The organism is Cupriavidus sp. 09_S30 (genome assembly GCF_056930435.1).
In genome coordinates this window covers 2,032,889-2,058,540 of the sequence record NZ_JBXOWI010000001.1, presented here as the reverse complement: position 1 = coordinate 2,058,540, position 25,652 = coordinate 2,032,889, and the positions used below count along the sequence as shown (strand labels likewise).

Annotated in this window: 20 protein-coding genes and 2 pseudogenes; 6 read left to right on the top strand and 16 right to left on the bottom strand. The window is 62.5% G+C overall.

From position 1 onward, the window contains the following. Positions 1-24 precede the first annotated feature (24 nt). The 5 genes from AC1Z3O_RS09790 to AC1Z3O_RS09770 form a co-directional block, all read right to left on the bottom strand. Positions 25-1,251 carry a CaiB/BaiF CoA transferase family protein gene (locus AC1Z3O_RS09790; protein ID WP_483515532.1) on the bottom strand — a complete coding sequence of 409 codons (1,227 nt, stop codon included), beginning with the start codon at positions 1,249-1,251 and terminating at the stop codon, positions 25-27. After that, positions 1,248-2,243, bottom strand: a complete 996-nt coding sequence (locus AC1Z3O_RS09785; RefSeq protein WP_483515531.1) for an HpcH/HpaI aldolase/citrate lyase family protein — start codon at positions 2,241-2,243, stop codon at positions 1,248-1,250. The genes AC1Z3O_RS09790 and AC1Z3O_RS09785 overlap by 4 nt, the downstream gene beginning before the upstream one ends. Before the next feature lie 61 nt (positions 2,244-2,304). Beyond that, positions 2,305-3,279, bottom strand: a complete 975-nt coding sequence (locus tag AC1Z3O_RS09780) for a Bug family tripartite tricarboxylate transporter substrate binding protein (RefSeq protein ID WP_483515530.1) — start codon at positions 3,277-3,279, stop codon at positions 2,305-2,307. Positions 3,280-3,336: 57 nt separating this feature from the next. Then, positions 3,337-3,828, bottom strand: coding sequence for a flavin reductase family protein (locus tag AC1Z3O_RS09775; protein WP_483515529.1), 492 nt, complete (start codon positions 3,826-3,828; stop codon positions 3,337-3,339). Between the two features lie 19 nt (positions 3,829-3,847). Further along, positions 3,848-5,230: an LLM class flavin-dependent oxidoreductase gene (locus AC1Z3O_RS09770; protein ID WP_483515528.1), complete on the bottom strand. Its 1,383-nt coding sequence runs from the start codon at positions 5,228-5,230 to the stop codon at positions 3,848-3,850. A gap of 165 nt (positions 5,231-5,395) precedes the next feature. On the opposite strand from AC1Z3O_RS09770, the gene AC1Z3O_RS09765 reads away from it, so the two are divergent. Further along, positions 5,396-6,292 carry a LysR family transcriptional regulator gene (locus tag AC1Z3O_RS09765; RefSeq protein ID WP_483515527.1) on the top strand — a complete coding sequence of 299 codons (897 nt, stop codon included), beginning with the start codon at positions 5,396-5,398 and terminating at the stop codon, positions 6,290-6,292. Between the two features lie 94 nt (positions 6,293-6,386). Here AC1Z3O_RS09765 and AC1Z3O_RS09760 read toward each other — a convergent pair whose 3' ends face one another. After that, on the bottom strand, positions 6,387-9,083 hold the full coding sequence (locus AC1Z3O_RS09760; RefSeq protein WP_483515526.1) for an ATP-binding protein: 2,697 nt from the start codon (positions 9,081-9,083) through the stop codon (positions 6,387-6,389). A 422-nt stretch (positions 9,084-9,505) separates the two neighbouring features. Then, positions 9,506-9,976, bottom strand: coding sequence for a cupin domain-containing protein (locus AC1Z3O_RS09755; RefSeq protein ID WP_483515525.1), 471 nt, complete (start codon positions 9,974-9,976; stop codon positions 9,506-9,508). A gap of 280 nt (positions 9,977-10,256) precedes the next feature. Here AC1Z3O_RS09755 and AC1Z3O_RS09750 point away from each other — a divergent pair, with 280 nt between their 5' ends. Next, a complete protein-coding gene (locus tag AC1Z3O_RS09750) occupies positions 10,257-10,460 on the top strand; it encodes a hypothetical protein (protein ID WP_483515524.1) in 204 nt (67 codons plus the stop codon). A gap of 80 nt (positions 10,461-10,540) precedes the next feature. Here AC1Z3O_RS09750 and AC1Z3O_RS09745 read toward each other — a convergent pair whose 3' ends face one another. Next, a complete protein-coding gene (locus tag AC1Z3O_RS09745; protein ID WP_483515523.1) occupies positions 10,541-11,458 on the bottom strand; it encodes a LysR family transcriptional regulator in 918 nt (305 codons plus the stop codon). Between the two features lie 95 nt (positions 11,459-11,553). Between AC1Z3O_RS09745 and AC1Z3O_RS09740 the strand changes: the two genes are divergently transcribed. Then, on the top strand, positions 11,554-12,846 hold the full coding sequence (locus AC1Z3O_RS09740) for an MFS transporter (RefSeq protein WP_483515522.1): 1,293 nt from the start codon (positions 11,554-11,556) through the stop codon (positions 12,844-12,846). 239 nt (positions 12,847-13,085) lie between these two features. On the opposite strand, the gene AC1Z3O_RS09735 is transcribed toward AC1Z3O_RS09740, so the two are convergent. Next, positions 13,086-13,808 carry an ArsR/SmtB family transcription factor gene (locus AC1Z3O_RS09735; protein ID WP_483515521.1) on the bottom strand — a complete coding sequence of 241 codons (723 nt, stop codon included), beginning with the start codon at positions 13,806-13,808 and terminating at the stop codon, positions 13,086-13,088. A 127-nt stretch (positions 13,809-13,935) separates the two neighbouring features. Here AC1Z3O_RS09735 and AC1Z3O_RS09730 point away from each other — a divergent pair, with 127 nt between their 5' ends. Both AC1Z3O_RS09730 and AC1Z3O_RS09725 read left to right on the top strand, forming a co-directional pair. After that, the gene (locus AC1Z3O_RS09730) at positions 13,936-15,315 is read left to right on the top strand and encodes an MFS transporter (protein ID WP_483515519.1); all 1,380 of its coding nucleotides are present in this window, start codon (positions 13,936-13,938) and stop codon (positions 15,313-15,315) included. A gap of 333 nt (positions 15,316-15,648) precedes the next feature. After that, complete coding sequence (locus AC1Z3O_RS09725; RefSeq protein WP_483515517.1) at positions 15,649-16,311, top strand: dihydrofolate reductase family protein; 663 nt, start codon at positions 15,649-15,651, stop codon at positions 16,309-16,311. A 377-nt stretch (positions 16,312-16,688) separates the two neighbouring features. Here the strand turns inward: AC1Z3O_RS09725 and AC1Z3O_RS09720 are convergent, their stop codons facing one another. Further along, positions 16,689-17,717, bottom strand: coding sequence for a MerR family transcriptional regulator (locus AC1Z3O_RS09720; protein ID WP_483515515.1), 1,029 nt, complete (start codon positions 17,715-17,717; stop codon positions 16,689-16,691). A gap of 224 nt (positions 17,718-17,941) precedes the next feature. Continuing rightward, complete coding sequence (locus AC1Z3O_RS09715) at positions 17,942-18,601, bottom strand: NUDIX hydrolase (protein ID WP_483515513.1); 660 nt, start codon at positions 18,599-18,601, stop codon at positions 17,942-17,944. 1,334 nt (positions 18,602-19,935) lie between these two features. On the opposite strand from AC1Z3O_RS09715, the gene AC1Z3O_RS09710 reads away from it, so the two are divergent. After that, positions 19,936-20,532 (top strand): TMEM175 family protein, encoded by a 597-nt coding sequence (locus AC1Z3O_RS09710; protein ID WP_483515511.1) that lies wholly within the window; start codon positions 19,936-19,938, stop codon positions 20,530-20,532. Between the two features lie 23 nt (positions 20,533-20,555). Here AC1Z3O_RS09710 and AC1Z3O_RS09705 read toward each other — a convergent pair. The 5 genes and pseudogenes from AC1Z3O_RS09705 to AC1Z3O_RS09685 all read right to left on the bottom strand — a co-directional run. Further along, positions 20,556-20,885: pseudogene (locus tag AC1Z3O_RS09705) on the bottom strand (ISNCY family transposase); the annotation flags it as partial. Positions 20,886-21,032: 147 nt separating this feature from the next. After that, positions 21,033-22,493, bottom strand: a complete 1,461-nt coding sequence (locus AC1Z3O_RS09700) for an ISNCY family transposase (protein ID WP_483517564.1) — start codon at positions 22,491-22,493, stop codon at positions 21,033-21,035. Positions 22,494-22,872: 379 nt separating this feature from the next. Further along, positions 22,873-23,070: pseudogene (locus tag AC1Z3O_RS09695) on the bottom strand (tyrosine-type recombinase/integrase); the annotation flags it as partial. Between the two features lie 643 nt (positions 23,071-23,713). Then, positions 23,714-24,499 carry a Kelch repeat-containing protein gene (locus tag AC1Z3O_RS09690; protein WP_483515509.1) on the bottom strand — a complete coding sequence of 262 codons (786 nt, stop codon included), beginning with the start codon at positions 24,497-24,499 and terminating at the stop codon, positions 23,714-23,716. After that, positions 24,441-25,631, bottom strand: a complete 1,191-nt coding sequence (locus AC1Z3O_RS09685; protein WP_483515507.1) for a putative Ig domain-containing protein — start codon at positions 25,629-25,631, stop codon at positions 24,441-24,443. The genes AC1Z3O_RS09690 and AC1Z3O_RS09685 overlap by 59 nt, the downstream gene beginning before the upstream one ends. Positions 25,632-25,652: the final 21 nt, after the last annotated feature.

The following is a 25,652-nucleotide window of genomic DNA, read 5'->3' as shown; positions in this document are numbered from 1 at the left end:
CATTGCAGTCGAGGCGTTGGCGGCCTAGACAACGCTACGTGCACGCAGAGCCTCGATGTCACTCGCCGTCAAGCCGAGCAGGCTCTTCAACATAGTGGCGGTATCGGAGCCAAGAGACCCACCGAGGTGCCGCAACTGCGTCTTTGCGCGGCTCAGTCGCGGCACTGGCGCTGCCACTACCACGGTTTGACCTCTCGCATCCCGCGCTTCTAGTAGATCGCCCCGAGCCATGTACTGTGGATCCCGGAAGATCTCGTCGATCGACAGGATCGGTCCGCATGGGACGCCAGCAGCGTCGCATCGATCCAGAACCGTTGCCAGCGGCTGTGCCCCGATCCAGTCCGCTATGAGTTTGTTGACAGTCTGTCGTCCGGCAAGGCGCTGCGCATTCGTTGCAAACATGCCGTCTTCCGCGAGTTCCGGCCGCTCCATCAGTACCGCGAGTCGTGCGAAGATCTTATCGCTCGAGCATGCGAGAGCGACCCACTTCCCATCTGCAGTCTTCCAGTGACCGTGCGGGACAACATGCGGAACATCCGCGCCATGGCGTCCGCGGATCTCCCCGAACTTTCCATATGCCGGAGCAAGTTCATCCAGGAGGCGGAAAACTGACTCATAGAGCGAGACATCGATGACTTGCCCCCTGCCGCTCCTTTCCGCTTCTCGTATTGCCATCAGTACGCCGATTGCCCCCCACATACCGGAAATATAGTCCGCCAGAGAGGTTGAGCCGGGCACTACCGGGGGGCCGTCCTGCATTCCCGCGAGATGGGACAGCCCGCCAAATCCATGGGCCACCCGTGCAAATCCCGGTTTCTCCCGATAAGGGCCTGTCTGACCATAGGCGCTCACCCTAAGCAGGACAATGCGCGGGTTGATGGCTTCCAGTACGTCGTACCCAAGCCCCCACTTCTCCAGCGTACCCGGCCTGAAATTCTCCAGAACAACATCGGACTGCGCGACCAGCTTCAGGAAGACATCCTTTCCTTCCGGCTTGCGCAGATCCAGTGTCATAAAGGACTTGTTTCTCGCCTCGCTCAGCCAGACCAAGGTATCGCCGCCCTCGGTCGGCGTGCCGAACCGGCGAAGCGGATCGCCAACTCCCGGTTGCTCGATCTTGATGACTTCTGCCCCAAAGTCCGCCATGATGGTGCCGGCGAACGGTGCCGCGAGAAACGTCGCGATATCCAGCACACGGATCCCTTCGAGCGGCAGGTGTGCAGCCTGATGATGAGTGGAGTCCGAAATCATCCCGCTCTCCCTTTCCCTGTTGCCTGCTCGATCGCACGCTGCCGCTCCAAGATGCCCTTGGCAAGCTTTGCGTGCGCGAGGTCGATCAGAATGCCATCACTGGCGAATGCGCCATTGCCTTCCTTAGCGTGTCGCTCTAACGCGGCGTCGATCCTGGCGGCCCACTCCAGCTGCTGGGTCGTCGGCGCGTAGATGGTGTTCGCCAGCTCGATCTGGCTTGGATGGATGGCCCACTTGCCTTCGAAGCCGAGCGCGGCCGAGCGCTGGGCCGCGGCGTGATATCCCTCCGGGTCATTGAATTGCGTGAAAGGCCCATCGATGGCTCGCATGCCATTTGCACGACAGGCATTGGCAATCCGTGCCAGCGCGAAATGCCATTGATCGTTCCAGTGTCGTACACGCGAGCCTGGCTGATCACCATGGGTCAGAATCGCATAGCCCGGATTCGGCACCCCGAAGACAGTATCCCCGGTACGCATATCAACGGTGTAATCCCCAACCCCGAAGATCATGGCCTCCAGCCGCTGGGACGATGCGGCGATCTCTTCGACGTTGGCAAGCCCAAGCGCGGTTTCAATCAGCACTTCAATGCCGACACGCTTTGTTCTCCCAAGCTGGCGTTCGATCAGTGTCAGGATCTGCTCGACAAAGCGCACATCGAATGCCGTGCCGGCCTTTGGCAACAGCACCATGTCCAGCCGCGGACATTGTGTGACGACGTCGACCAGATCGTTCAAGGCCCACGGTGTGTCCAGTCCGTTTACGCGCACTGCAACGGATTTCCCGCCCCAGTCCAGGCCGTTGATGGCCTCGATGGCTTTCGCACGGCCTTCATCTTTCAGGCGAGTGGCAACGGCGTCCTCGAGATCGAAGAACACCACGTCGGCAGCGCTGTCGCGTGCCTTCTGGAAGAAGTGATCGGACGTTGCCGGGACGGCGAGCTCACTTCGCTGAAGCCGTTGCGTGCGTGGAGGAATAATGGTTGCGGACATAGTGTCGGTCTATAGACGAAAGGAGTGGTTGATTTGCGCTTGTTCTTCTCTGCGGCCGCTACTAGATTGTGATTTTGCTGGCCGCGATCACGTTGTCCCATTTGGGGATCTCGGCTCTGACAAAACTGCCCCATGCCTCGGCTCCGCGTGTGTCTGGAATCGCGCCGCGCTGCGTAAGCTCGGCTTGAAACTCCGGGGCCGTCATCACCACATGGACCGCGCGCTCGATGGTTGTGACGACATTCCTAGGCGTCTTCGCGGGAACGATCAGACCTGCCCACCCCAATGCCTCGAAGCCGGGATAGCCAGATTCAGCGACCGTACGCAATTCAGGCAACACGGCGACCCGCTGGCTAGACGTGATTGCGAGTGGCTTCAGGTGGCCCGATCTGATATAAGAGATCGCCGCCGAAATCGTATCGATACCCAGCTGAATTTGCCCGCCAAGCAGGTCGGTCAGCATCGGCCCGCTGCCTCGGTATGGGACGGACACGATGTCCACCTTCGCGGTTGCCTTGATGAGCTCCGCGGCCAGGTGAGGAGACGTTGCCAGGCCTGCGACTCCCCACTTTTGCTCGCCTGGCGCCCGGCGTGCCGCTGTGACCACGTCTGCCAGGGAATTGAACTTCGTATTCGGATGTGCCAGTACCACCAGCGGTGCAATGAAGAGGCCATGAACCGGGGCAAAGTCCCGCAAGGCGTCGTACGGTAGCTTCTCTCGATAAAGACCCGGATTCACGCCCAGTGGGCCGCTCCCACCGATCGTGATGGTGTATCCGTCGGGTGGAGAATCACGTCCTGCCAACATGCCGGGAATGCTCGCGCCTCCTCCCTTGTTCTCGACGTAGATCTGCTGTCCCCAAGCTCTGCTTAGCGAGTTGGCAAGCAAGCGGCCAAACACGTCGGCGGATTGTCCGCTTGCGTAGGGAATGATCATGCGAACCGGTTTGTTCGGGTACGTTTCCTGCGCATGGCTTGGTATGGCAACAGTGGCAGCAGATGCAGCTATCGCCCGCAGAACGGTCCTTCTCTCCATCTTGCGTCTCCCATATTCTTGTTGCCTTGCGGCGTTTCTTGCCTTCGATTGCGCCGCCTAGGCCGTTTCACCCTGTCGCAGGCCGCCAAACTCTCCACGAAAATAGACGAGTGGTTCCGCTGCCAAGTCTGCCGACCAGCTTCTGACCTGACCAATGAAGACAGAATGTGTGTCGTGGTCATAGACGTTCACCAGATCGCACTCCAGGCTGGCGAGTGCCGATTGCAAAACTGGTGCGCCCATGGGCCCGGCGCTCCATTGATCATCGAAGCGCTGTTCACCCTTGAGGCCAGTCTGTCCGGAAAAACTCAGTGCGACGCCTTTCTGGTCGTCACGCAGCAGGTTCACCGAGAAGACTTTCGTCTGCCAGATCTGCGGATGCGCACTTGCATTCTTGTTCACGCAGGCCAATACGGTCGGCGGGTTGTCGGAAAGCGAGCAGAAGGCGGTTGCCGTCAGTCCCGTCCGGAACCCCGGCAAACCCGTGGCAATCACAACCGGTGCGCCGACATGGTTGCGCATCAAATGGCGGTAGTCGATGGATTCCATGATCATCTCCACTGTGAACTCAGTTCCGGCCATACATCCGCTTCCACTCGTCTGCCGCCGGCTTCGGCAAACCGAGGTTCTGCCGCAGCGTTGTGCCTTCGTAGTCCTCGTGGAAGAGTCCGCGCTTCTGCAGTTCGGGAACTACCAGGCGGACAAACTCTTCATATGACCCGGGCATGTGGGTTGCTGCCAGCACAAAGCCATCACAGGCACCACCCTTGAACCACGCCTCCATCTGGTCCGCGACGTCCGTCTTGCTACCTACGAACGTCGCCAGTTCGTTTGCGGTGCCCCGCCGGCTATGACGCAGGAAGTCGGAGAGCGTCGGACGCTCGGTTCCGCTCGCAGTGATGACGCGATCCAGGATTGCCCGCAGGCCGCTGACCTCCCTGAGTTCGTCCTCCGTGAAGGGATCATCCGGCCGCTTGCGCGAAAAATCGAAGTTCAGGGCTTCGGAAAGCAGCGAAAGCGAGTCGATCGGTTTAACGAGTGCATCGATTTCCGCCTTCTTCTCCTCGGCCTCGGCGCGGCTTTCACCTGTCACCACGTACGCCGCAGGCGCGACGCGCACTGTGGCCGGATCCCTGCCTGCGGCTGCAACCTTTTCCTTGAAGCTCGCATAGGATCGGCGCCCGGCTTCATAGTCTGGGTAGATGACAAAGACCAGCTCGCCCCAGCGGGCCGCAAAGTCACTGCCGCGTCCGCTCTGGCCAGCCTGAATGAGTACCGGATGCCCTTGTTCCGAGCGAGGCACCGTGAAGGGGCCTTTGGATCGAAACCACTTACCAGCGTGATCGAGTCGATGCACCTTGCTGGAATCCGCAAAGCGGCCGGTCGACTTGTCCGCAAGAATCGCCCCGTCTTCCCAAGTGCCCCAGTGGCCCAATACGGTCTCCAGAAACTCATCAGCACGGTCGTAGCGAAGATCATGTGCGAGGTGTTCTGTACGACCGAAATTCAAAGCCTCTGAATCATTCAACGAGGTCACGACATTCCATGCGACGCGGCCACCGGTCAGCATGTCCATCGTCGCGAATACCCGAGCGACGTGGAATGGCTCGTGGTACGTGGTGGAATACGTTGCGCCCAGGCCCAGCCGCGTAGTTGCGAGACCCATCGCCATGAGAACGGGGACGGGATCGAACTTGACGACGCGGACACCATTTTCCACCGCCTCTTCATGGGTTTCGCCAAACCTGTCTGGCATCGCGAGCCGGTCGTCAAAGAATGCCATCTGAAACTTCCCGCGCTCCAGAATTCGCGCGATATTCTGGTAGTACTCTGCGCTGCTATAGCTAGGGTCTGTAAGCGGATGGCGCCAGGAGGCCACCAGATTCGAGCAGTTTTGCGCCTGCAGAAAGGCGACCAGCGTCATCTTGGCAGGTTGTTTTTGATTCGACATGGTCAGTTCCCTCGGTTGGTTGCCTCCATCGTAGGAACGTCGATTCCTTATCACAAGCTAGATATTCTTAGCTATTATTCAAGCTCGTTGAACAGTTCCAAGGTGCCCTGGTGTTCGCCTTGTAGCCTCCATAAAGTCCGGTCAGCGCGAATCCACATCGTCGACATGATGAACGTCAACTTCAAATTGCTCTCAGCCTTCCTTGCCGTGGCGAAGCACGGAAGCTTTCGCAAGGCAGCCGAGGAGACCAACCGCTCTCTGGCGGCGGTAAGCATGCAGGTCAAGCAACTCGAGGCGCAGCTCGGCGTCATGCTCTTTCATCGGACGACGCGGAAAGTCGAACTGACCTATGAGGGCGAGCAGTTGATGGTCAGCGTCAGCCGGGCGCAAGCGGAGCTGGAATCCGGCTTCACCGCACTCCGACAGACTGTCCAGATGCAAATCGGAAGACTCTCGTTTGCGTGCGTTCCCACGGTCGCGGGGACGAGGCTTCCTGCCATCCTGACCGCCTTCGCGGCAAAATACCCAGCCGTTCACGTACAAGTTCGCGAACTCGCCAATCAGGATTTGTTGGAGGCTGTGCGCCGGCGCGATGTGGATTTCGCCATTGGCCCAGAGCAGGATGGCAACTCGGAGCTGGTGTTTGATCCGATCTTCGTAGACGAGTACTGCGCGCTTTTCCCGGAAGGCTCGCCGCTCGGCAACAGAAGAAGCGTTTCGGTCGACCAGCTGACAAAGGGAAAGCCGCTGCTCAAGCTGTGGAGCTCAACCGCGTTTCGCGACCATGTCGACCGAGTACTGGCTGGAATGGAGCTGACGATCAATACGAACTACGAGTTCATGCAGGCTTCCACGGTGGTCGCTATGACGGAGGCAGGATTGGGAGTTGCGTTGCTGCCCAGGATCGCCGTGCCACTAGGCGCTAGGGTGTCAGTCGTGCCGCTGAACCCACGCCTGAGCCGCACGATTGCCATTGTGACGGTGAAAGGATATCGGCTCTCTCCTGCTGCTAGAAACTTCGTCGAACTATTTCGTTCGGAAATGGCTCGAGCAAAAAAATAGCGAAGCGGCCGAAATCTTCCACCGCCTGGAGATGGCTTGTGCGGGCGCGGCGGCGCCCCCGGCAATGCGCGTGATGGCCCGGCCTGGCGCCGATTCAATACGCTGAAAGTGGCCGCGCATCGACTCCTCTGAGCCGAGACCTGCCAGCCCGGCGATGCGGGGCCTCCGCCGTGGCGTCTACCGCGCCGGATTCGTGTGCGTAGTCGGCCAATTCGCGCCGATTCGACTTTCCCGTCTGTGCAAGCAAACGAGACACGTGATGCTCGACGGTGCGCTCGGAGCGCGACATGGCAGCCGCGATCTGCGCGTTGCTGTATCCGGCCGCGATCAGGTGGAGAATCTGCATCTGGCGCGATGTCAGGCCAAACGGATTGGCACGCGCGGCAGCATAGCGCCCGCGCTTGACGCCCCGAATGCCCAAGCGGTGCGCTTCGGCGCGCGCCATGCGTTCCGCGGGGCGCGCCTCGATCTGCGCAAACAGGTTGATCGCGCGCCGGATGCCATCGGCGCCGCAGTGCATCAGACAGCAAGCCTGCTCGAATGGCGCACCCAGCCGCTGCCAACTGGCGGCGGCGCTCTCGTAGTCACCGTTTATTTCGTCGCGAAAGGGGGGCGCGGGTTCGTGGCGCGCGCCATCGCCGGGATCGAGCTGCACGCCGAGGCGTGCTGCCCAGACGAGCAGCTGGCCGGTCTCCCAACTGCTGGCGTCGCTCGCGCGTTGTTTCCACGTTCTCACGAGCAATTCACGGGCTTCCTCGAAGCGCCGCGCGAAGGCCAGATGCTCGATCAATGCGGTCGCTGCCGAAAACACATACCAGGGGGCCCGCGTTGCGAGGCCAATCTCGTGGGCCTCGCGCAACTGCGCCTCCGCGCCTTCGGCGCCCGATCGGCTGCGCGCGAGCCCCGATGCGTAAAGAAGCCCCGCCTGCATGAGCGTCGGCTTGATTTCCAGCCGCTCGAGCGTCTCTGCGGCGTATGCGATGGCTAGCTGCAATTCGCCGCGTTGCATCGCAATCTGCGCCCGCAGGCCAAGAAAGTAATGCTGGATAAAGCCGGTCTCCTCGAACCGCCTCAACGCATCCGTGCAGTGATCGGCGGCTTGTTCGAGGCGATATTGCCGGGAGAGACACTCGCACAGATAAACATACGCGAGCACAAGCGAGCCCAGCTCTTCGCTGGTATTCATATACGTGGTGCGGCATTCCAGCAACATCGGCAAACCGTCCTCGTCCCCCCGCCGCAGCAGTGCTGCGCCCATTGCGGCAAGCGCCCCTACATAAGCCTGCTTCACGCCAAGCGACTCACTCAACAACAGCGCTTTGCGGCCCCATTCCAGCGCAGCCTCTGTGTTCGCTTCCTCCATGTGAAAATGCGCGCACTTGCTGTAGCACTCGGCGAGTGCCGCCGTGGGCTGGATTGTCTGAAGCAGCTCGATGGCGTTCATCAACTCGCGCATGGCGCGCTCGCGTTGCCACGTGGCATGCAACATCGAAGCGAGTCTGAGCAACGCGGCGCCGTGTCGTTCGACTTCACCGAGGGCGCGCCAGTGATCAATAGCCTGCTCCATGGCGTTGATCGCGCGCGCATCCGGATAGCCTGTTACACAAAGCGCGAGCGCCCAGCCTTCGAGCAGGCGGGCCTTCACTGGTCTCGGCGCATGATCGAGGAAGCGCATCGCGCTGGCATAGTGTGCGGTTGCTTCCCGGTGCGCGCCAAGCCGCGTCGCTTCCAACGCCGCCACGGGCGCCACGTCGAGGACGATCTCTGCCATGTCCGCGTTGGCACCGTGATGCACCAGCCGCGCCTTCGACGCATCGGACCTCGCGCGCAGCCAGTGCAGAACCATCCCGTGCAGTGCCTGCTTGCGCCCGGGCAGCAGGGCTTCCTCCACAGCCAGCCGTACCAGTTCATGCCGGAAACGCAGGCCGCCTTCGTGTACCTGCAGTGCACCAAAGCGCAGACATTGGTCGACTGGAGACTCATTGTCCGTGTGCTTCAAATCGGGCAGCGCGTGGAGAATCAGTTCGAGTTCGGCCGTGCCAGGAATCACGCTGATGAGCTCGCACACGGCGCGAGCCTGTTTCGAGAGCGATCGCACACGTGAGAGCGCCGTATCCCGCACGGACGGTGGAACCTTCTCGTCAGGGCTCGCCAGCACCTCCGCGAGATAAAACGGATTACCTCTCGTCAAGGCATGCAATGCAACGGCCGGACGGCGATCCTGTCGCGCGAGGCGTGCAACGGCGGCGGGCGACAGCGGCCCCAGCTCCAGGCGCGTGGTGCTCGCCGCGGGGAGTTCACCCAAGGCGTGCGAGAGCATTCCGTCTGCACCCGCCGACTCGTTCCGGTAGGTCACGACGAGCAGTGTGCAGCTATGTGCGATACGCCGCCCAAGGTACTTGATGAGATCGAGTGTCGCGTGATCGGCCCAATGCGCGTCCTCGATGACGATCAGCGTGGTCGCTCGTTGCGCGGCCAGGTCGCCCAGCAGCGCCGAGAAAATCCTGAACGGCCGATCGTGGTCCCGCAATGCGTCGTTCACGGCGCTGCCGAGTTGAGACGCCATATCGAAGAGCGGCCCGAGCGGACGCGGCGTGGACAGCGCATCGCAGCCACCTCGCAACACGCGGTCCTCTACTGCATGGTCGCGCACGAAGCGTTCGACCAGCGTCGTTTTGCCAATCCCCGCTTCACCCGCCACGAGGACGACGTTTCCCGCGCCCGAGCGTGCGCTTCCCAGCGCGTTGGCGAGATGCTCAATCGCGCTGTCGCGCTCCAGCATGAGGTCCATTGTTATTCCCTTCATGTCACGCTCTTGTTCGGAGTCGTCGGGTGCGCCCAGATCGCTGGGGGAGAATCGATATCGATACCCTGGCGCTCCAGGATCGGACTACGGCTGGTGAATGCGTTCCGTGCGCTTGCGCACAGAAAAACGTGACCTTGCCACCTGCATCCGGATGCCAAGCCCGATAAAGAGTGCGCCGAAGCAGAACTTGATGGACTCCACGTAGCCGCGAGCGAGCACATGCGCTCTGGTTGATCGCTGCAAGCCGATCATAGGTGGTGTAGGGCAGGGCGGCGCCATCGAACCCTACAGGCCACTGCGCAGGGAAAATCGCCTGCAAAGGCAGGTTCAACCCAATGAACCCACTCACCGATCCATGACGCATAGCGCAAGGTGCCCCTGCGCTATGCGGATCCGGCGACACAGCGTCATTTCTTTCGGGGATCATCGGCCGGGTTGATGTAGGTGATACCCCACGGCCCGGTTACGTTGACCTGAATGACGGTTTCCTCCTTGGTCCAGCCAAAATGGTGCATCTTGGGCGGCATGATAACCATGCTGCCCGGGACGAGAGGCGTGGTCTTCTCGGGATCCAGCTTGTCACCCATGCCCAAATTGAACGTGCCGGAAAGGATCGTCGTCCGCTCGACCCCGGGGTGAAAATGTGCGGGAACCTTTGTGTCGGCCGGAAATTTGATCCGGAACGTGAGTGGCCCCTTCTTATCCATTTTTCCTTCGATGACGGCGAGTTTGGCGTTGGCGTATCCGGGCAGATCCACCCACTGAATTTTGTCAGGAGTGACCACGAGTGCCTGCTCCACTGGCGCACTCGACGCCGCCGACATGTTCAGGCATACGCCCGTGAGCAAGATCGCAATTGCGCAAGACTTGTTCTTCATATACGGCTCCTTCCTATTGAAATGACCAATCTGACCAAGGGGCACCGCATGCGGTCCTAGCAGCGGTGGACGAACGCCATGCGCCGGCACTGCATCGCGCAAATGAAACACCATGCAAGTAGTGCGCCAGGCGCCGGAGCAGGCCGCGTGGCTGGTGCCAGCCATCGGCGTTGCCCAGCAAAGGTCAGTGAAACCGCGGGAAATGCTTCAGTCGTGAAACAGTTCTGCAGTGGGAAAGGCAATTGACGCTGGGTGGACAATCGCCAAGAAGTAGCCATTCGTGTTTGGGCGCGGCAAGCGGCTTTTCGAAGCCGGCCCGAAGCCCGGCGCGCTGCGGCTCGTCGCTTCGCAAACCTCGGCCACCGGCGTCGTGATGAGCACCTACGTGCCGGCCGGGGACGTCCAGCTCGGATCATTTGCGCAGACCGAGCCCAGCGCGAAGGAAGTGGAAAGGCGCGCGAAGCTGGCGGGCGAGGCGGACTGACGCGGTTCCCTACGAGTTTCTCGCTCCCACGCGCGCTCCGTCTTCATCTGCATGAGCGCGGCATTTGCCCTGGCTGTCCGCTAAGGGTCGGGCTGACAACGTGCATCCTCTGCCAGCTTTTCGGCCAGCGCCTCGCACATCAATGCGATGGGCCGCACAAGGCGTCCGGGCAGCGCGCCGTGCACAAGCCAAACGTTCAGGCCGCTTCGAAAGTCCGGCGCGTCGACGATCTGCAACAACTCGCGATGCGGACTGCAGGCCACCACTTCCGGCGCCGCAATCCCCACGCCCAGACCGCGCGCTACCAGCGACAACTGCAATTCCGAGCCAAACGCCTCGACGGCGACGTTGAACGGCAGTCCCGCTGCGGACATCGCGCGGCTCAGCGCCGAACGCATCCCGCAGCCGTCCTGGTTCAGTACCCACGGATGACGCGACAATTCGGCGAGCGTCGTGGGCTGGTCGGAGAAGCCGAACGAGCGAGGAGCAACGACAACGGTCGGCTTGTACGCGAGCAACGTCGACGTCAGCGCTTCGGGCACGGGGACACCTTCCGGCAGCAACACGACGGCGGCGTCCACCGTGGCCCGCTCAACGCCCTCCAAAAGCCCCGGCGACCAGCCCGCCGTCACGCGCAACGTCAGCTTCGGAAAGGTGCTGCGCAGGCGGTCGATGGGCTGCTCCAGCGCCAGTTCGGAGAGGAACGGCGGCACGCCGAACCTCAGTTCGCCCGTGGGCTCGCTGTCGGGCGACGCCACGGCCATCAGATCGTCGACCGCGCACAAGACCGTGCGCGCAAGACCATACACCTCGTTGCCCGCCGCCGTCGGCTTGAGCGGCTTGCTCTGCCGGTCGAGCAACTCGACGCCAAGCGTCATCTCCAGGTTCTGCACGCGGCGCGTGAGGCCCGGTTGCGTCAGAAACAGTTTCTCCGACGCCCGCACCATTGATCCGCTTTCGACCACCGCCACGAATGCCTGCAAGTCACGTGTGTTCATAACAGTCTCGCATAAACATTATCGCGATAATTCAATTGTCGCATAACGTCGCTCTCCCTACGATGGACCTGGCAGAAATCTTCCGGAGTTCACCGATGAACAGACCCGCCGACACCTGTCCGCGCACCGTTACCACGTCGCCCTCGTCGTCGCCAGCACGATCGTCCGCGCCACAGGCCGCCGCCTTGAACATGCCGTTGACGCTACTTTTCGCCGCAGCCGTCGGCGTCATCGTCGTGAATCTGTCGGCGGCCCAGCCGTTGACGGGGCCCATCAGCCTCGCGCTGAACCTGCCGCCCGAGTTGGCTGGCTTGATCGCGATGCTGCCGCAAGTCGGCTACGCGGCCGGCTTGTTACTGCTCGTGCCGCTGTCCGACCTGCTCGAAAACCGTTGGCTGATTTTCTGGACGCTGACATGCTGTGCTGTGTTCCTCGCGCTCTCAGCGCTCGCTCGGTCCGGCTGGCTGTTTCTGGCGTCGGTGTTACTTGCGGGCGCGACGTCGAGCGTGATTCAGATGCTCGTGCCAATGGCGGCGTCGATGGTGCCGGAAAGCCGACGCGGGCGTGCGATCGGCAACGTGATGAGCGGTGTGATGGTCGGGATTCTGCTGTCGCGCCCGCTGGCCAGCGTGATCGCAGGATCATTTGGCTGGCGAGCGTTCTACGGCATCGGGGCCGCCGCCGACGCGATCCTCGCCCTCGTGCTGTACATCCAGTTGCCGCGTCATACTCCGCTCTCCCAAGCGCGCTATCCGGCTTTGTTGCGCTCGCTTTGGACGCTGCTGCGCACGGAATCCGTCCTGCAGCGGCGCGCCACCTTGGCCGCCCTTGCGCTCGGGGCGTACAGCGCGTTCTGGACCGCAATTGCGTTGTTGCTCGCGCAACCGCCGTTTTCGCTTGGCATGAAGGGTATCGCCGCCTTCGCGCTGGCCGCAGCGTCTGGCGCGGTCGTCACGCCGCTCGCCGGTTATCTCGGCGATCGCGGCGCTGGACGCGCGACGCAGATCGTTTCGCATCTGGTGATGATCGCCGCCGTCCTCGTGATAGGCGTGGCAGGCGCGGGCTGGGGCGGATTCTCACCGGCGGCGCACCCCGTTGCGGCGCTCGCGTTACTGGTCGCGGGCGCGGCAGCCCTCGACGCCGGTGTGATTGCCGATCAGACGCTCGGACGACGCGCGATCAATCTCATCAACCCGGCTGCACGTGGTCGCTTGAACGCGCTCTTCGTTGGAATTTTCTTTGTCGGCGGAGCGATCGGCGCCGTGCTGGCTGGCGCGGCGTGGGCGTGGGCCGGATGGAGCAGTGTGTGCGCAGTCGCGCTGGGATTCTCAATCGCCGTGTTGCTGTACGGCTTTGTCGACCGCGCCGCTCAGCCGCTCGCGCATTGAGGATCGATTGGGCCGCCGCGCCAAGTTCTGGTATCTGGTGCGAAGATCGCGCCGGAGAGCTATGAGGCCCTCGGGAGGCGTGACACATGGCTTTGCACCTGCACAAGCTCGGGCAGGGTCTGATCAATAGGGTAGAAAGCGATTTTCGGGCGTTGCCGGGAGGGTTGCGGTTTGCGAGATGGCCTTGCCGCCTAGGCTGAACGGCGCAATCGATAAACTGGCGACAGCCAGGCTCGACGTCACTGTCTTGGCATTGCAATATCGCGCACCCTCGTCTCATCCACGCCCAGCCGCTCGCGTAGCTCTTGCCAGCCCTTGGGCGTCACCAGGATCGCGCGCGACGCCTGCGAGCGCTGCAGCCAGCCGGCTGCGCAAAGTTGGCGCAGGAGGTGTGCGCCCAGTGGCCCGGCCAGATGATGCATGCGCTCGGTCCAATCCAAGCATTGCCGCGCCAGGCCGCGCCGCGTCGGTCGGATGGCGCGCACATCCAGACCGATCCCGGCGAACCAGTCCCTCCCGGCAGGGGTGATTTCGTACTGCTTCTCCGCCACGGGCACCAAGTAACCGTACGACTCCAGCGCCTGCGTGACGGCCACGCCAACTTGGCCGGCCAGATGGTCATAGCAGCAGCGGCAGAAGCAAAGCTCGCGCGCTCGCGGGCTCAGGGCCGGGCGGTGCACGGCGCGCAAAGGCCCAATGGCGGCCAGATGCTCAAGCGCTTGCGCGACATGCGCGCCGGCCAGCCGGTAATAGCGATGCCGGCCTTCAGTTTCCAGCGACAGCAAGCCGCCTTCGAGCAGCTTGGCCAGATGTGTGCTGGCCGTCGGCGCAGTGACGCCAGCGGCACGTGCCAATTCGCCCGCGGGCAGCGCGCGCCCATCCAGAAGCGCGGTAAGCATAGCGGCACGCGTCTGGTCGGCAATCAGGAAGGCGGTACCGGAAAAGTTGCTGGGTAACGACATGGCGCACTCCTCGTCATGCTGACCATTGTAGGAATTGCCCGGTCGCTATGCTTCGACACGCATCGAAACGTCGCACCCGCCCGCATGGCTACATTGGTAATCATCCTCTTTCAAGGAGCTTGAAAAAATGGATGCCATGACGTTGCAGCCCGGCTGCACTGCCCGCACGAGATATCCCGGCCTGTTGCTGTGTGCGCTGTCGATGGCCGTGCTGGTCGCGCAGATCGACACGGTAGTGGTCAACCTCGCGATGCGGCCGATCGGGCTGTTCTTTCATTCCGAACTCGGGGCGCTTCAATGGGTGATCGACGCCTACAACCTTGCCTACGCGGCGCTGTTGCTGACAGGCGGGCTGTTGGCCGACCTTTATGGGCGGCGACGGGCATTCGTGTGCGGAGCGCTGCTGTTCACGATGGCATCGGTGCTGTGCGCGCTGGCGCCGTCGATCGGCTGGCTCATCGATGCGCGCGCGCTTGCGGGTGTGGGCGCGGCGCTGCTGCTGCCGGCCTCGCTGGCCATCCTGCGCGTGGTCTGGCGCGATCCGGTTGAGCGTGGGCGCGCGCTGGGCGTGTGGGCAGCGTGCAATGGCCTGTCAATGGCAATCGGCCCGACCGTCGGTAGCCTCTTGGTGACCCACTTCGGCTGGCGCGCTGTGTTCTGGATCGTCGTGCCGGTGAGCCTGGCGGCCATGGCGCTCGCGCTGCGCGTGGTGCCTGAGTCGGCGGATGCCGCGGGGCGCCGCTTCGACGCACTGGCCCAGGTGCTGGGTGCGGCTGGACTGAGCGGCATGGCCTTCGCCGCCATCGAGGCGCAGCATGCGCCGTATGTCGCACTGGCTGTGCTGCTGGTGGCGCTGGTTGCCATCGCCTGTTTCATCCGCGTCGAAGCACGCCACGGTGCCGCTGCGCTGGTGCCGCTGGACTTGTTCCGCATCCGCGCGTTCCGTGGCGCGATCGTCGCCACGCTCGGCATGACGTTCGGCATGTACGGCGTGCTCTTCCTGCTGCCGCTGATGTGGCAGAGCACGGGGCGCTTGTCCATCACCGGCGCAGGCTTTGCGTTGATGCCGATGGCTTTGGTATTTACGGTGGTGTCGCCAGTCTCTGGTGCGGCTGTGCGGCGCTGGGGCACATGGGCGGCGACGATAGGCGGGTTGCTTATCATCGCCTGCGGGCTGGTGGTGCTGGGTAGCCTTGCGGACAGCGCTTCGATGCTGCCAGCTGCCATCGGGCTGGCGCTTACGGGGCTCGGCATGGGGCTTGCGACAGGCCCTCTGATGGGCGCGGCGATCGGTGCGGTAGGGCCGGAGCGGTCGGGTACAGCCTCCGCCCTGGTCAACGTGGCGCGCATGACAGGCGCAGCCCTGGGTGTGGCGATGATGGGTGCGGTCTATGCCCTATATACGGAGGGCGCGTCCGGTCTGCGCGCGGCCCTATTGGTGGGCAGCGCGGTGCAGTTGGCCTGCGCCGCAATCGCCTGGAAGCAAGGCACGCGGCGCAGCAGGTGAGACGATGAAGTGGTGGCGTCGAGCGTCGTCGCCTCAGCTAAGCGCCCTTGGCCGCTCTCGGGACGCGGCAATCGGCCAGTAGCAGGCTAATGTTCCTTGCCGGCCACCAGCGGTCGTCGAGCGCTTTTTCTGGGCTTTCTCCAAACCGGGCACTGATGCGGATTTACTGCCCTCATTGGTGTCCGCTACATTAACCGTAGTATCGAGACAGCTCGGAAAGGACTCGCCGTGAAAACAAAAGCCTACGAGCGACAAAATCTGTCCCTACTAATAGGCATGTCCGGACGCCGGCGTCCGTTGATTGCCTGTTAGGCGTCTAAATGGAGGCAAGCGATGGCACGAGTTCGCGTTGAGGGCTTCACCATCTCGCTCGACGGATACGGAGCAGGTCCGAATCAAGACATCAACAATCCGCTCGGCGCTGGCGGGACGGAACTGCACCAGTGGCTAGTCCCAACACGCACGTTCCAGCGGGCCTTGTTCGGCAAGGAGGGCGGTACGACCGGGGTTGACGATGATTTTGCTGCCCGTGGCTTTCAGAATGTTGGGGCCTGGATTCTTGGGAGGAACATGTTCGGCCCCATTCGTGGGGACTGGCCGGACACGAACTGGAAAGGCTGGTGGGGAGATAATCCACCGTATCACGTTCCAGTCTTTATCTTGACCCATCATGCTCGTCCCCCCATCGAGATGGAAGGCGGCACGACGTTCCACTTCATAACAGGAGGCATTCGCGAGGCGCTCGACCGTGCACGCGAGGCCGCCGCCGGAATGGACGTGCGGATCGGCGGTGGGCCGAACACAATCCGGCAGTATCTTCGCGAGGGCCTCATCGATGAACTGCACCTTGCTATCGCGCCGGTCCTACTTGGCCGGGGAGAATCGCTGTTCGAAGGGGTTGACTTGCGGGCTCTGGGATACGAATGCGTTGAATTCGTAGCGTCGGAGAAGGCCACGCATGTCGTCCTACGGCGCCAAGGGCAGACGGACGCCTAAGCACTCGCTGAAGGCCGCCGTCCTTGACGGGCCGCGGCCTTGGCTCGGGCGTCAGTGTCAGCTGATGGGGGGTAGGGCGGTGGTGCTGGCCGGGGGCGGCAGCGGCCAGCTCAGGACAGGGCTCATGCAATGAAGGGCGGCAGCGACGGATGAGTCCGCAGCCAATTTCGACCTTGAGCGATGGCACGTTGGGACGCGTGGTATCGATCCGCTAAGCACTTCCAGCGGCAAGATCCAATTGGCGTAGACGGCAGTTGGGGGGAACGATGTTTGTTGCACATCGTTCACTGGATGGAAATAGCGGTGCGCCGTAGCAGGTTGATCCGGTCGGAGTAACACGGCAACCCTATGCGCCCCCGGTCAACAGGAGCCCGCGATCAGTTCAATTGCACCAGGCGCGACATAGCCTGACGAACGAAGCCAAGCAGTGCCGCATCTGACCACGTTCCGATCATGAGATCAGGCTCATTTTCCAGCGCCTTGCGGAATTTGAGCTGCGTACCTGGGTCATCTCCTGCGTAGCTTCTGAAGAGATCGAGCCAGCGCCGCGCAAGCTCAGCCCCTTGCGGCGAATCAGGCGCGATGCCAGCATCGATCGCATCTCGAACGTCGGCCATCAATTGGGGCCACTCCATCGCCCGCTTGCCGTAATTCGCGCGCATGAAGCGGATCTCGTCAGGCGACAGGTATTTTTCGTAGATCAGCATTTTTGATTCCGAGAATGCCCGAAGCACGTAGTCGCGCAGCGCCAAAGAGATCCCGATATGAGCCTGCAGCGACGGTTCGTTGTCGTGCATATGGTTTAGCTTTGCGGCCAACCGTGGATCGCCATTTGTGTCGCGTACAAGCATCGTCATCCATCGGATCGCCAACTCGCGGGGCTTTTCGTGCTCGGGTGGCGTCCCACTTTCCATCAGCGCCCGTACCTGCTCAACAAGATTGCCCCATCCCGCTTCCGCTGCCGGGTCATTGCGGTACATAGGCAGGCGGTCAAGTTCATCCTGAGAAAAGTACTTTTCGTACATGGTCATCAACTCCAACGTAGTGAGCCAATCGGCTAGCTCCGGCTCCTCTCCGTCCATCAGCGTGCCCCGTAACCGCTTCAGATGATCGCGCAGACGCGCAGCGTGCTCGATCTGCTGATCAAGGGTTGCTATTTGCCGTTCGACGATGGATGTGAGTGGGATATCCGGTTGGTCCAAACAAGCGCCGATTTCGGTGAGCGAGAGACCAAAACTACGCAATGCCAGGATCAGGTGAAGCCGGGCAACGTCGTGGCGGTCATACAGGCGGTAGCCGTTATCGGCGCGCGCCGAAGGCGTGAGAAGACCGACTGCGTCGTAGTGGTGCAGCGTACGAACCGTGAGTCCACTGCGTTTCGCCAGTTCTCCCACTTTCAAAAACATGCAAGCCTCCGTTCAATTGCGCACGTTGGAAGCTAAGACCTTACGCTACGTGAGGGTCAAGAGGAAAGAGCTTTGCCTCCCTACGGCCGACCATTTAGCGTCTTCCATCCCATCTCGAATCCTTCTTCACCGGATTCAATGGCTACGTCAGTCATTGGCATGGCGCATTTCGGGATGGAGGCTAGGCGTAGTGGGTGAGGCTAGCCCTCACGCAGACTCCGGCGTCACGCCGAGGTGAGAGCCAGTTCTGCCAGTGACTTCAGGATGACCGCAGTGACGCCCCAGATGTCGTAGTCCTGATCCGCCCAGTACCAAGATCCGGCTCGCTCTCCCTCAAGGTACTGCCGCGGCAGGTCCGGAGTCAGCAGCGTGGCGAACGGAAACTCAAATATTTCCTCGACTTCCGCAGGTGCCGCCTCCCAGCCGGCTGCGCCCGACACGATGCCGATGACGGGAAAGATCGCGTGATTGCGCTTTCTTGTCCGATGGATCGGCAAGCAGCCAACTAGCCGGACCGCGCCGGGATCAAGGCGAATTTCTTCGAAGGCTTCACGCAGTGCCGTGGCGCCGACGTTGTTGTCGGATTCTGCGGGACGTCCGCCGGGGAAACTCACATGCGACGAATACTCGCTGAGTCCAGCGGAACGCTTTGTCAGTAAGATCGCGGGCGTGTCCCGCGCGATGATCGCCACCAATACCGCAGAGAACTTCCACAGTCCATCGTTGTCGGCAAGACATCGTTGCGCTGTGGGCCAATCCATGGAGGCGGGGAGCCGAAGACCTTCCACGCCGCGCACGATCGCTTCCAGGGCGACCTGCTGTGGCCCGGCATCCGGATTGGTATCCAAGGCTTTCCTGTCGATTCCCACGTCTTCCTCCTTCATGCACGAGCCCGCTGAGCGTCGTGGCACACCATGGTCGAGGTATCGCTCCACAGGCCGCCACAAGTCATGATCGTGGCGACGTGCGGACAGGAGCGACCGAAATACTGCAGCGCAAGCTGATCGCAGAAGATCTGCTTGAAAGGAGGGCCTGTTTCTGGCGCACAGGCATGCGGTGAACCGCTTTTGTGTATGGCGACGTCGGTGCTCGGGGGATTCTACCAACGCTCTGGGTTCTCTGCTGATGTGGGAAGGATCCGTCCGCGCACGCGGGGTGCGACAGGATCGGCGGCGGATGAAGCGGCTTAAAACCCGAACCGCGGGACTGGTCAGGACTCCCGCCGCGATCCGCTGATTCAGGCGCTCGCACGAAGGATCTCGATGGTCGATCCGCGCCTGGCCCGGTTGTCGGAACCCGAGGCCGCGCTTGCAACGGCTATCTCTTGACCCGGCAGCGAAGTCCGAGTACGGCCAGAGGCGGTTATTCGTGATTTCAGCCGTTGAAGCCCCAAAATCTGCGATCACACGGATCAATACGAGGGGATAATCCCTATCCGTTGGAGAACGGCTCTTGGGCGGGAGTCGGTGTTCGGCTCTGCCGCAGGGCAAGGAAAACTATCGCCGTCGGGCGCCGTATGCATCTACAAAAACACCTTAGGATTGCGGTTCTCATTCATGGCCTAGTGGCTGCCGGAATGTCTTTCGCCCAAGGCGCTGGCGCAGCCGCCCCCTGGATTCTCAGTCCGCCAGACCTGCAGCATGTCGACCTGGCGATTCTCAAGAGGCGTATCCATCTTGCGAGGTCTGCTGAGGCCTACGTTGCCCCGCTCGATAAATGGTTCCTTCGTGCACTCGACGAGAGCCGCCTTCGTGCCGAAGCATGCAGGCTCTCGACCGACGACCCGGCCCGCGTGGCAGACCTTGTCAAGATTCTGGATGAGTCGGATCTGCAATCGGCGTCGTTCGCGCCCTCCGGCTTCGATCCGCGAGAGCTAATCTACCTCCGACTCAGCAACGGGGAGACGATGAAGATCCTCCTTCAGCGTGCCGGAGCTCCCCAATCGACTACCAGGACCATCGATTACAAGCAGATATCGGTCAGCACCAAAACTGTGGAAGATCTTTACCGGTGGGTGGCTGACTCCTCGACTAGTAGTGGCTGCAGCCCTTCTAAGGCTTCGGTGCATGTCGGGGTTCCGCTGGGTGCACGGCGGAAGCCGCCCTCCAGCCGGGGCCGCCCGGCGTCCGCTATCGAACGGCAAGCGGCCAACTAGGGCTGGGGCGTGCCCTTGATCGCCCGCGTTGCAAATCAGAAAAGCTGAGCTTGTAGGCGGAACATGCGTACATCGAGATTGGAATCTTTCAGTGACGGCGTTTTCGCCGTGCTCCTGACAATTATGGTGCTCGACTTGAAGGCACCGGCGCATGTGACGGCCACAAGCCTCTCCACGCTGGCGCCGACATTTTTGAGTTACCTGCTGAGTTATGTGATGGTTGCGATCATCTGGACTAACCACCATAACGTGCTGTCCATGATCGAGCGGGCCGACACGCGCATCCTGTGGCTGAACAATCATCTGCTCATTTGGGTGTCCTTCACCCCATTTATGACATCGCTGGTCGGACAAGACCATCAATCTGCGCTGGCCGCCGCGCTGTATGGCGCCGTCATGTGCGGAAGTGCTGCGGCGTTCGCGCTGTTTCGATGGGCAATTGCGCGGCGATCTGGGGGCGACGCGGGGCTGGAAGCTCTGCATTCTGTTGCCCACCGGCGAAACCTCTGTGCTGTGCTGATCTACGGAGCTTCAGTTCCGCTGGCCTTTCTCTCGCCGCTCGTTTCCTACGCGATCTTCGTTGCACTGGCGCTCTGGTTCTTTGTTCCCAGGATCGCATCACCAGATAGGGAATCAACCGCCGCGGATTCGGCTGAGTGATCTTCGCCTGTGACGTACGGGCTTGCGTGCGCGCGGTCCTCGAACCACGCGTGGTCGCTGCCATCGATCTGCACCAGCTTGCCCAGGCAGGCGCGGCGGTTCCTCGGCTGGTGGACCTTGGGTGAGCGCTGCTTGCGGGGCACCCAGAAACCGGCGTCGATCATGATCCGGCGCACCGTCTCCTTAGCCAGATCGATGCCATGGCGTTCCAGCAGCCTTCTGAGTTGCCGATCCGTGATCTCCAACCGCTCGGCGGCCAAACCGGGCCGCAATTCACCATCTACGACCGCCTGGACGGTCTTGAGCCTGTCTAACTCGCGCATGCTGACTGTAATGAACTCGGGTCTAGCCATCGCTAGGCATCTCCATTGCATCTAACCGGGCAGGCTGGATACCATGGCTCGTCGCTCAAGCGGACATTTCTGCTTTGCTAGAACCGGACATTACAGCGTTGCTGCTACAAATTTTGTCCACCCCGGATTCAACTGTCGCGGCGCGGGCTACATTGAAATGTCGGCACGGGCGTGCTTTTTGTGCGGGGTTGGCGTTTTTTGCGGGGTTGCCGTAACGCAGTCGAGCTGGCCGGTGGCGCCAGCGCCAGCGCAGGGTGGGGCGGTCGTGCCCGCGATGGCCCGCTCCAGATCGAGCCGGTTGATCAGCCGCTGCCGCTTGGTCTGCGGCGCGGCCTGCGATGGCCGTGGCGGCTCACCCAGCAGCGTGCGTGAGGGCCCGGCCTGATGGCGGCCGTCTCGCATCGCTTGGACTTGCGCCGCGATCGCCAGCACGTGCCCCAGTCGCTTGTTCTCGACGATCGCGCCCTGGTCGATCGCTGAAAGCCGGTCATAGGTGGTGTAGGGCAGGGCCGCGCCATCGGCCCACAGCTCGACCCGGCCATCCGGATACTCGGCCACCTCGAGGTAGCGATGAATGAGCTTGCGGTGCTCGGGCCGGTCCGCCAGCAGGTACATCACCTTGTCGTATTGCAGCGTGAGGCTCTGTGACACCTTGCGCCACTCGCGCCAGCTGAAGATGCGCGCCAGATCCTCGTCGCCGCGCAGGGGCCGGTGGGCGTTGAAGTCGCTCTTCGGCACCTTGGCAAAGCGCGCGTTGAAGTCCGCCATGAAGGTGGGCGCGTAGGCGTTGGCGGCATCCATCGAGCTGATCCCACGCAGCCGCAGCTCCTTGACCAGGCGGTCCTGCAGCGTGCCGTTCATCCGCTCCACGCGGCCCTTGGCGGGGCTCGAATTGGCGCACAGGATGTCGATGTTCAGCTCGAACAGCGCGCGCCCGAACTGCGTGTAGCCGCGCCCCTCGGCGCTGTTCTTCGCGTTGACGCGGAAGATGCCGGCCTTGTCCGAATAGAACGTCAACGGCTTGCCGTGGCGCTCGACATAGGCCCGCGTGGCGGTGAAATAGGCCGGCGTCGACTCGCTCGGCACGAACAGCAGCTGCATCAGCCGGCCGGTCGCGTCGTCCACGTACACCAGCAGCGTGCAGGCGGGCGCGCGGTCCTCGAACCAGGCGTGGTCGCTGCCGTCCATCTGCACCAGCTCGCCCAGGCACGCGCGGCGGTTCCTCGGCTGGTGGACCTTGGGTGGGCGCTGCCTGCGGGGCACCCAGAAACCGGCGTCGATCATGATCCGGCGCACCGTTTCCTTGGCCAGCTCGATGCCATGGCGCTCGCGCAGCTTCTCGGCGGCCAGGGTCGGGCCGAAATCGGCATAGCTGTCGCGGATCAGGCCCCGGACGCGCGATTCCAGCCCAGGCGGCAGCTGGCGATTGCTGGGGCGATCGCGTTTGCGCGAGCCCAGGCCGCTCGGTCCGTCCTCGCGGTACCGCAGGACCAGGCGTTCCACCTGACGCCGAGACAGCCCGAGCTTTTCGGCCGCGCGCCACACTGCGAGCCCATGGTCAACCACGGCCTGAATCACCTTGAGCCGGTCCAGTTCGCGCATCGTCATGGTCAGGGTCTCGGGCTTGCCCATGGCGGCCTCCAGTCTCGGACGGACGGAAAGCCGCCAGCTTGCCAGGGCCGGCAAGGGGCTGCGACATTTCTAATTGGCCCAAGTACGACAATACTAATTGGCCGTGACAAATTTGTTGCGCATAATGAAGATTATGTTAAATCGTATTGAGGGGCGGAAAACCCTTGCTCGACTAGCGTTGGTTTGCACAAATTTGTTCCGGTTTTTTGCAAGATTTTGTTCCCTGCCCTTGGGCCTAGACTTACGCAGCAAGGTTTTTTCGGACAATGTAACGGGACATCGGCACTTCGTCGGCGATGCGCTTTCCGTGGGGCAGCGTCAGCAAGCATCAAGCTTAATCAACATTTCCGTCCGATCACGTCCATGCAAATGCCGCGCTGATTTGGCGCGCCCGTTTCGCCTCGTCGGTGTTCAGATAGATCGACGTGGTCGAGATCGACGCGTGCCGCAGATTGTCTCGCACCGTCATCAGTTCCGCGCCACGCGCCAGCGCGTGCGTCGCGTGGGTGTGCCGCATCCAGTGCGGACTGGCCTGCCGTAGCGTCGTCGCTGATCGCTGGCGTCGGCACGGGCAGCGTGCGCAGCAGCTCGATGGCCCGGTCCGCGGCCCTGCCCTGCTTCTTGCGCTCGGCCGCTGGGAATTCGAACAGCACCGCCAGGTCCTCGCGCTGCAGATCCCACCTCGCGCCGGAGGCATCCATGGGCGCCCGCGAGGTTGAAGCTGCGCTGCTGAAACGCTGCGCTGCAGTGGCACGGGAGGCGGATCTTGCAGCGACGGACCAGCGCGAGGCGAACGTCTTTCGGTTGGCCGCTATGGTGGTCCAGTCCCGGTTTCCGCATGAAGCCACTCGCCCGATGGAAGCTAGCAAGCGGTACTTCGCCACGCATCCGACCGAGCAGCTAGGTTCCGTCGAGGTGATCAGAAGAGGCTGGGTGACGGATCTGCCCCGCCTGCGAGATAGGCCAAGTCGCGAATTGCGGTAGCGGTGACAGCATGACGGCGAAGAGCCACACGCTTCGGAAACGGGAGTCCGTCCGCCCAGATTGAGTCAGTCGTCCAGGAGTATTCGATGACCGAGCCGACCGACTCTCTGTCGTTCGAGGGCGCGAAACTTACGTCAGCTTTTGGCTCGGTAAGGGTCGTCCGTCCCGACTCAATCATCATGGCGTTGGTCGGCGTATTCTGGCGCTCCTGGCTAACGAAACAACTCAGCGTAGGATAGGATGCCGCGGCCAATGCCGCCGGCAACGAGCACCGTGCCGTCCTGCAGCAGCGTGGCCGTGTGTTGCTCCCGCGCCTGCTGAAGACTGCCGGTTTGGGCCCACGTCCCGCTCGCCGGATCGTACAATTCGCTCAAGTACAAGTCGTTGCCGTCAGTGCCACCCGCCACAAGCACGCGGCCCTTCACCAGCGTTGCGGTATGGAAATCACGTGCCTGCCGCAGACTGCCGGTCGGCGACCACGTTCCTGTCGCCGGCTCGTAAAGCTCGGCGGAGGCGAGCGCATTCGTACCGTCCGTTCCTCCGACGGCGAGTACCCTGCCGTCGGCGAGTTGCGCGGCGGCGTAGGCATTGCGGACCTGGCTCATGCTGCCGGTTGGGGACCAGGTTCCATTCGCAGGATCGTACAGTTCAGCCGAGGCCAGCGCGGCGCCACCAGGTGCCTCGCCGCCGGCTACAAGTACCCTGCCGTCAGGCAGCAGCGTCGCGGTGTGTTGCTCACGCGCTTGACCGAGGCTACCGGTCTGCGCCCAGACGCCAGTAGCCGGGTCGTAGAGTTCCGCGGAAGCCAGCCCCCCTTGACTGCTGCCCTGACCTTCCCCGCCCGCCACTAGCACACGGCCATCCGGGAGCAGCGTGGCGGTGTGGCTGTCACGTGCCTGGTTCATGCTGCCTGTTGGCGACCACCTGCCGGTAGCCGGGTCAAACAGTTCGGCCGAGTTGAGCGCGTTGCCGCCGCCGGTGGCAAATCCCCCAGCCACGAGGACACGGCCGTCGGCCAGTAGCGTGGCGGAGTGCGCCTGACGGCTCCGCCCAAGGCGCCCCGTTTGCGCCCAGTCTCCCTGTGGACGGGTCAAACAGTTCGGCGGAGGACAGTGCCTGCTTGCGCTTGCCGGCAGCCACCAGGACGCGCCCGTCCCGGAGCAAGGTGGCCGTATGCCGGAAGCGCCCTTCGTTCATGGCATCGGCAGGCAGCCATCCGCCGACCTGGACGGTGACCACCGAGAGGGTGATCTGCACCGTCGCGCTGCCGGCGCTGTTGCTGGCCGTAATGGTGAATACCGTCGGGGGCGATTCCGCTGTCGGCGTGCCACTGATCTCGCCGGTCAGCGAGTTGAGGCTCAATCCTGCCGGCAAGCCAGGTGATATCGAGAACAGCGTGGCTTCGCCGCCGGAGTACACGGGCTCGTCGTACACCACCGGTACGCCGACGGTGTATTCGGGTTGCGAGTCCAGGTACGCAAGTCCTGCCGGTGGCACGACTTGCGCGGTTACTTCGATCGTCAACAGGGCCTGGACGCTGTCCACGCTGTTGGCGCCCGTCACCGTGTAGACCGCCGATGGGGTAACGGCCGTCGGCGTGCCGGTGATGATGCCAGTCTGCGGATCGATGACGAGGCCGGCTGGGAGTGCTGGCGACACGCTGTATTGCGTGATCTCGCCACCCGTGCTGATCGATGTATTGGGCGTGATCGGCGTATTGGCGACGTAGACGACAGACCTGTTCAGGTAGTCCAGTTCGTCAGGCGGGATGGGGGCGTCCTTGACTTCAATTTCGACCCGGGTCGTGGCACTACCGGCCGCGTTGCTAGCGGTGATGGTGTACACGGTGGCGTGGCTAACGTCAGTAGGCGTACCGGTAATCGTGCAGGTCTGCGGATCGAGCGTCAGTCCGGGAGCAAGGGGCGGCGAGACCGTGCACTGCGTGATGGCGCCACCGCCATTGCTGACCGTATCCGGAACGACTGTGACGCCAACCGCATAAATCGGCGATTCGTCGCGCTCAACGAGGCCGGCCGGCGGCGCCAGGGCCCCCGCCCCCCCGTTGCCGCAGCCTGACACTATGACCGTCAAGGGCACAAGCAGGAGCGCCGGCCAACGCAGGATCGACATGTCGGACTCCGGCCAGTTCCT

Bases quoted from the DNA above. Each gene is read 5' to 3' on its own strand.
- AC1Z3O_RS09790 (WP_483515532.1), bottom strand. From the start codon at position 1,251: ATGATTTCGGACTCCACTCATCATCAGGCTGCACACCTGCCGCTCGAA.
- AC1Z3O_RS09785 (WP_483515531.1), bottom strand. From the start codon at position 2,243: ATGTCCGCAACCATTATTCCTCCACGCACGCAACGGCTTCAGCGAAGT.
- AC1Z3O_RS09780 (WP_483515530.1), bottom strand. From the start codon at position 3,279: ATGGAGAGAAGGACCGTTCTGCGGGCGATAGCTGCATCTGCTGCCACT.
- AC1Z3O_RS09775 (WP_483515529.1), bottom strand. From the start codon at position 3,828: ATGGAATCCATCGACTACCGCCATTTGATGCGCAACCATGTCGGCGCA.
- AC1Z3O_RS09770 (WP_483515528.1), bottom strand. From the start codon at position 5,230: ATGTCGAATCAAAAACAACCTGCCAAGATGACGCTGGTCGCCTTTCTG.
- AC1Z3O_RS09765 (WP_483515527.1), top strand. From the start codon at position 5,396: ATGATGAACGTCAACTTCAAATTGCTCTCAGCCTTCCTTGCCGTGGCG.
- AC1Z3O_RS09760 (WP_483515526.1), bottom strand. From the start codon at position 9,083: ATGGACCTCATGCTGGAGCGCGACAGCGCGATTGAGCATCTCGCCAAC.
- AC1Z3O_RS09755 (WP_483515525.1), bottom strand. From the start codon at position 9,976: ATGAAGAACAAGTCTTGCGCAATTGCGATCTTGCTCACGGGCGTATGC.
- AC1Z3O_RS09745 (WP_483515523.1), bottom strand. From the start codon at position 11,458: ATGAACACACGTGACTTGCAGGCATTCGTGGCGGTGGTCGAAAGCGGA.
- AC1Z3O_RS09740 (WP_483515522.1), top strand. From the start codon at position 11,554: ATGAACAGACCCGCCGACACCTGTCCGCGCACCGTTACCACGTCGCCC.
- AC1Z3O_RS09735 (WP_483515521.1), bottom strand. From the start codon at position 13,808: ATGTCGTTACCCAGCAACTTTTCCGGTACCGCCTTCCTGATTGCCGAC.
- AC1Z3O_RS09730 (WP_483515519.1), top strand. From the start codon at position 13,936: ATGGATGCCATGACGTTGCAGCCCGGCTGCACTGCCCGCACGAGATAT.
- AC1Z3O_RS09725 (WP_483515517.1), top strand. From the start codon at position 15,649: ATGGCACGAGTTCGCGTTGAGGGCTTCACCATCTCGCTCGACGGATAC.
- AC1Z3O_RS09720 (WP_483515515.1), bottom strand. From the start codon at position 17,717: ATGTTTTTGAAAGTGGGAGAACTGGCGAAACGCAGTGGACTCACGGTT.
- AC1Z3O_RS09715 (WP_483515513.1), bottom strand. From the start codon at position 18,601: ATGAAGGAGGAAGACGTGGGAATCGACAGGAAAGCCTTGGATACCAAT.
- AC1Z3O_RS09710 (WP_483515511.1), top strand. From the start codon at position 19,936: ATGCGTACATCGAGATTGGAATCTTTCAGTGACGGCGTTTTCGCCGTG.
- AC1Z3O_RS09700 (WP_483517564.1), bottom strand. From the start codon at position 22,493: ATGACGATGCGCGAACTGGACCGGCTCAAGGTGATTCAGGCCGTGGTT.
- AC1Z3O_RS09685 (WP_483515507.1), bottom strand. From the start codon at position 25,631: ATGTCGATCCTGCGTTGGCCGGCGCTCCTGCTTGTGCCCTTGACGGTC.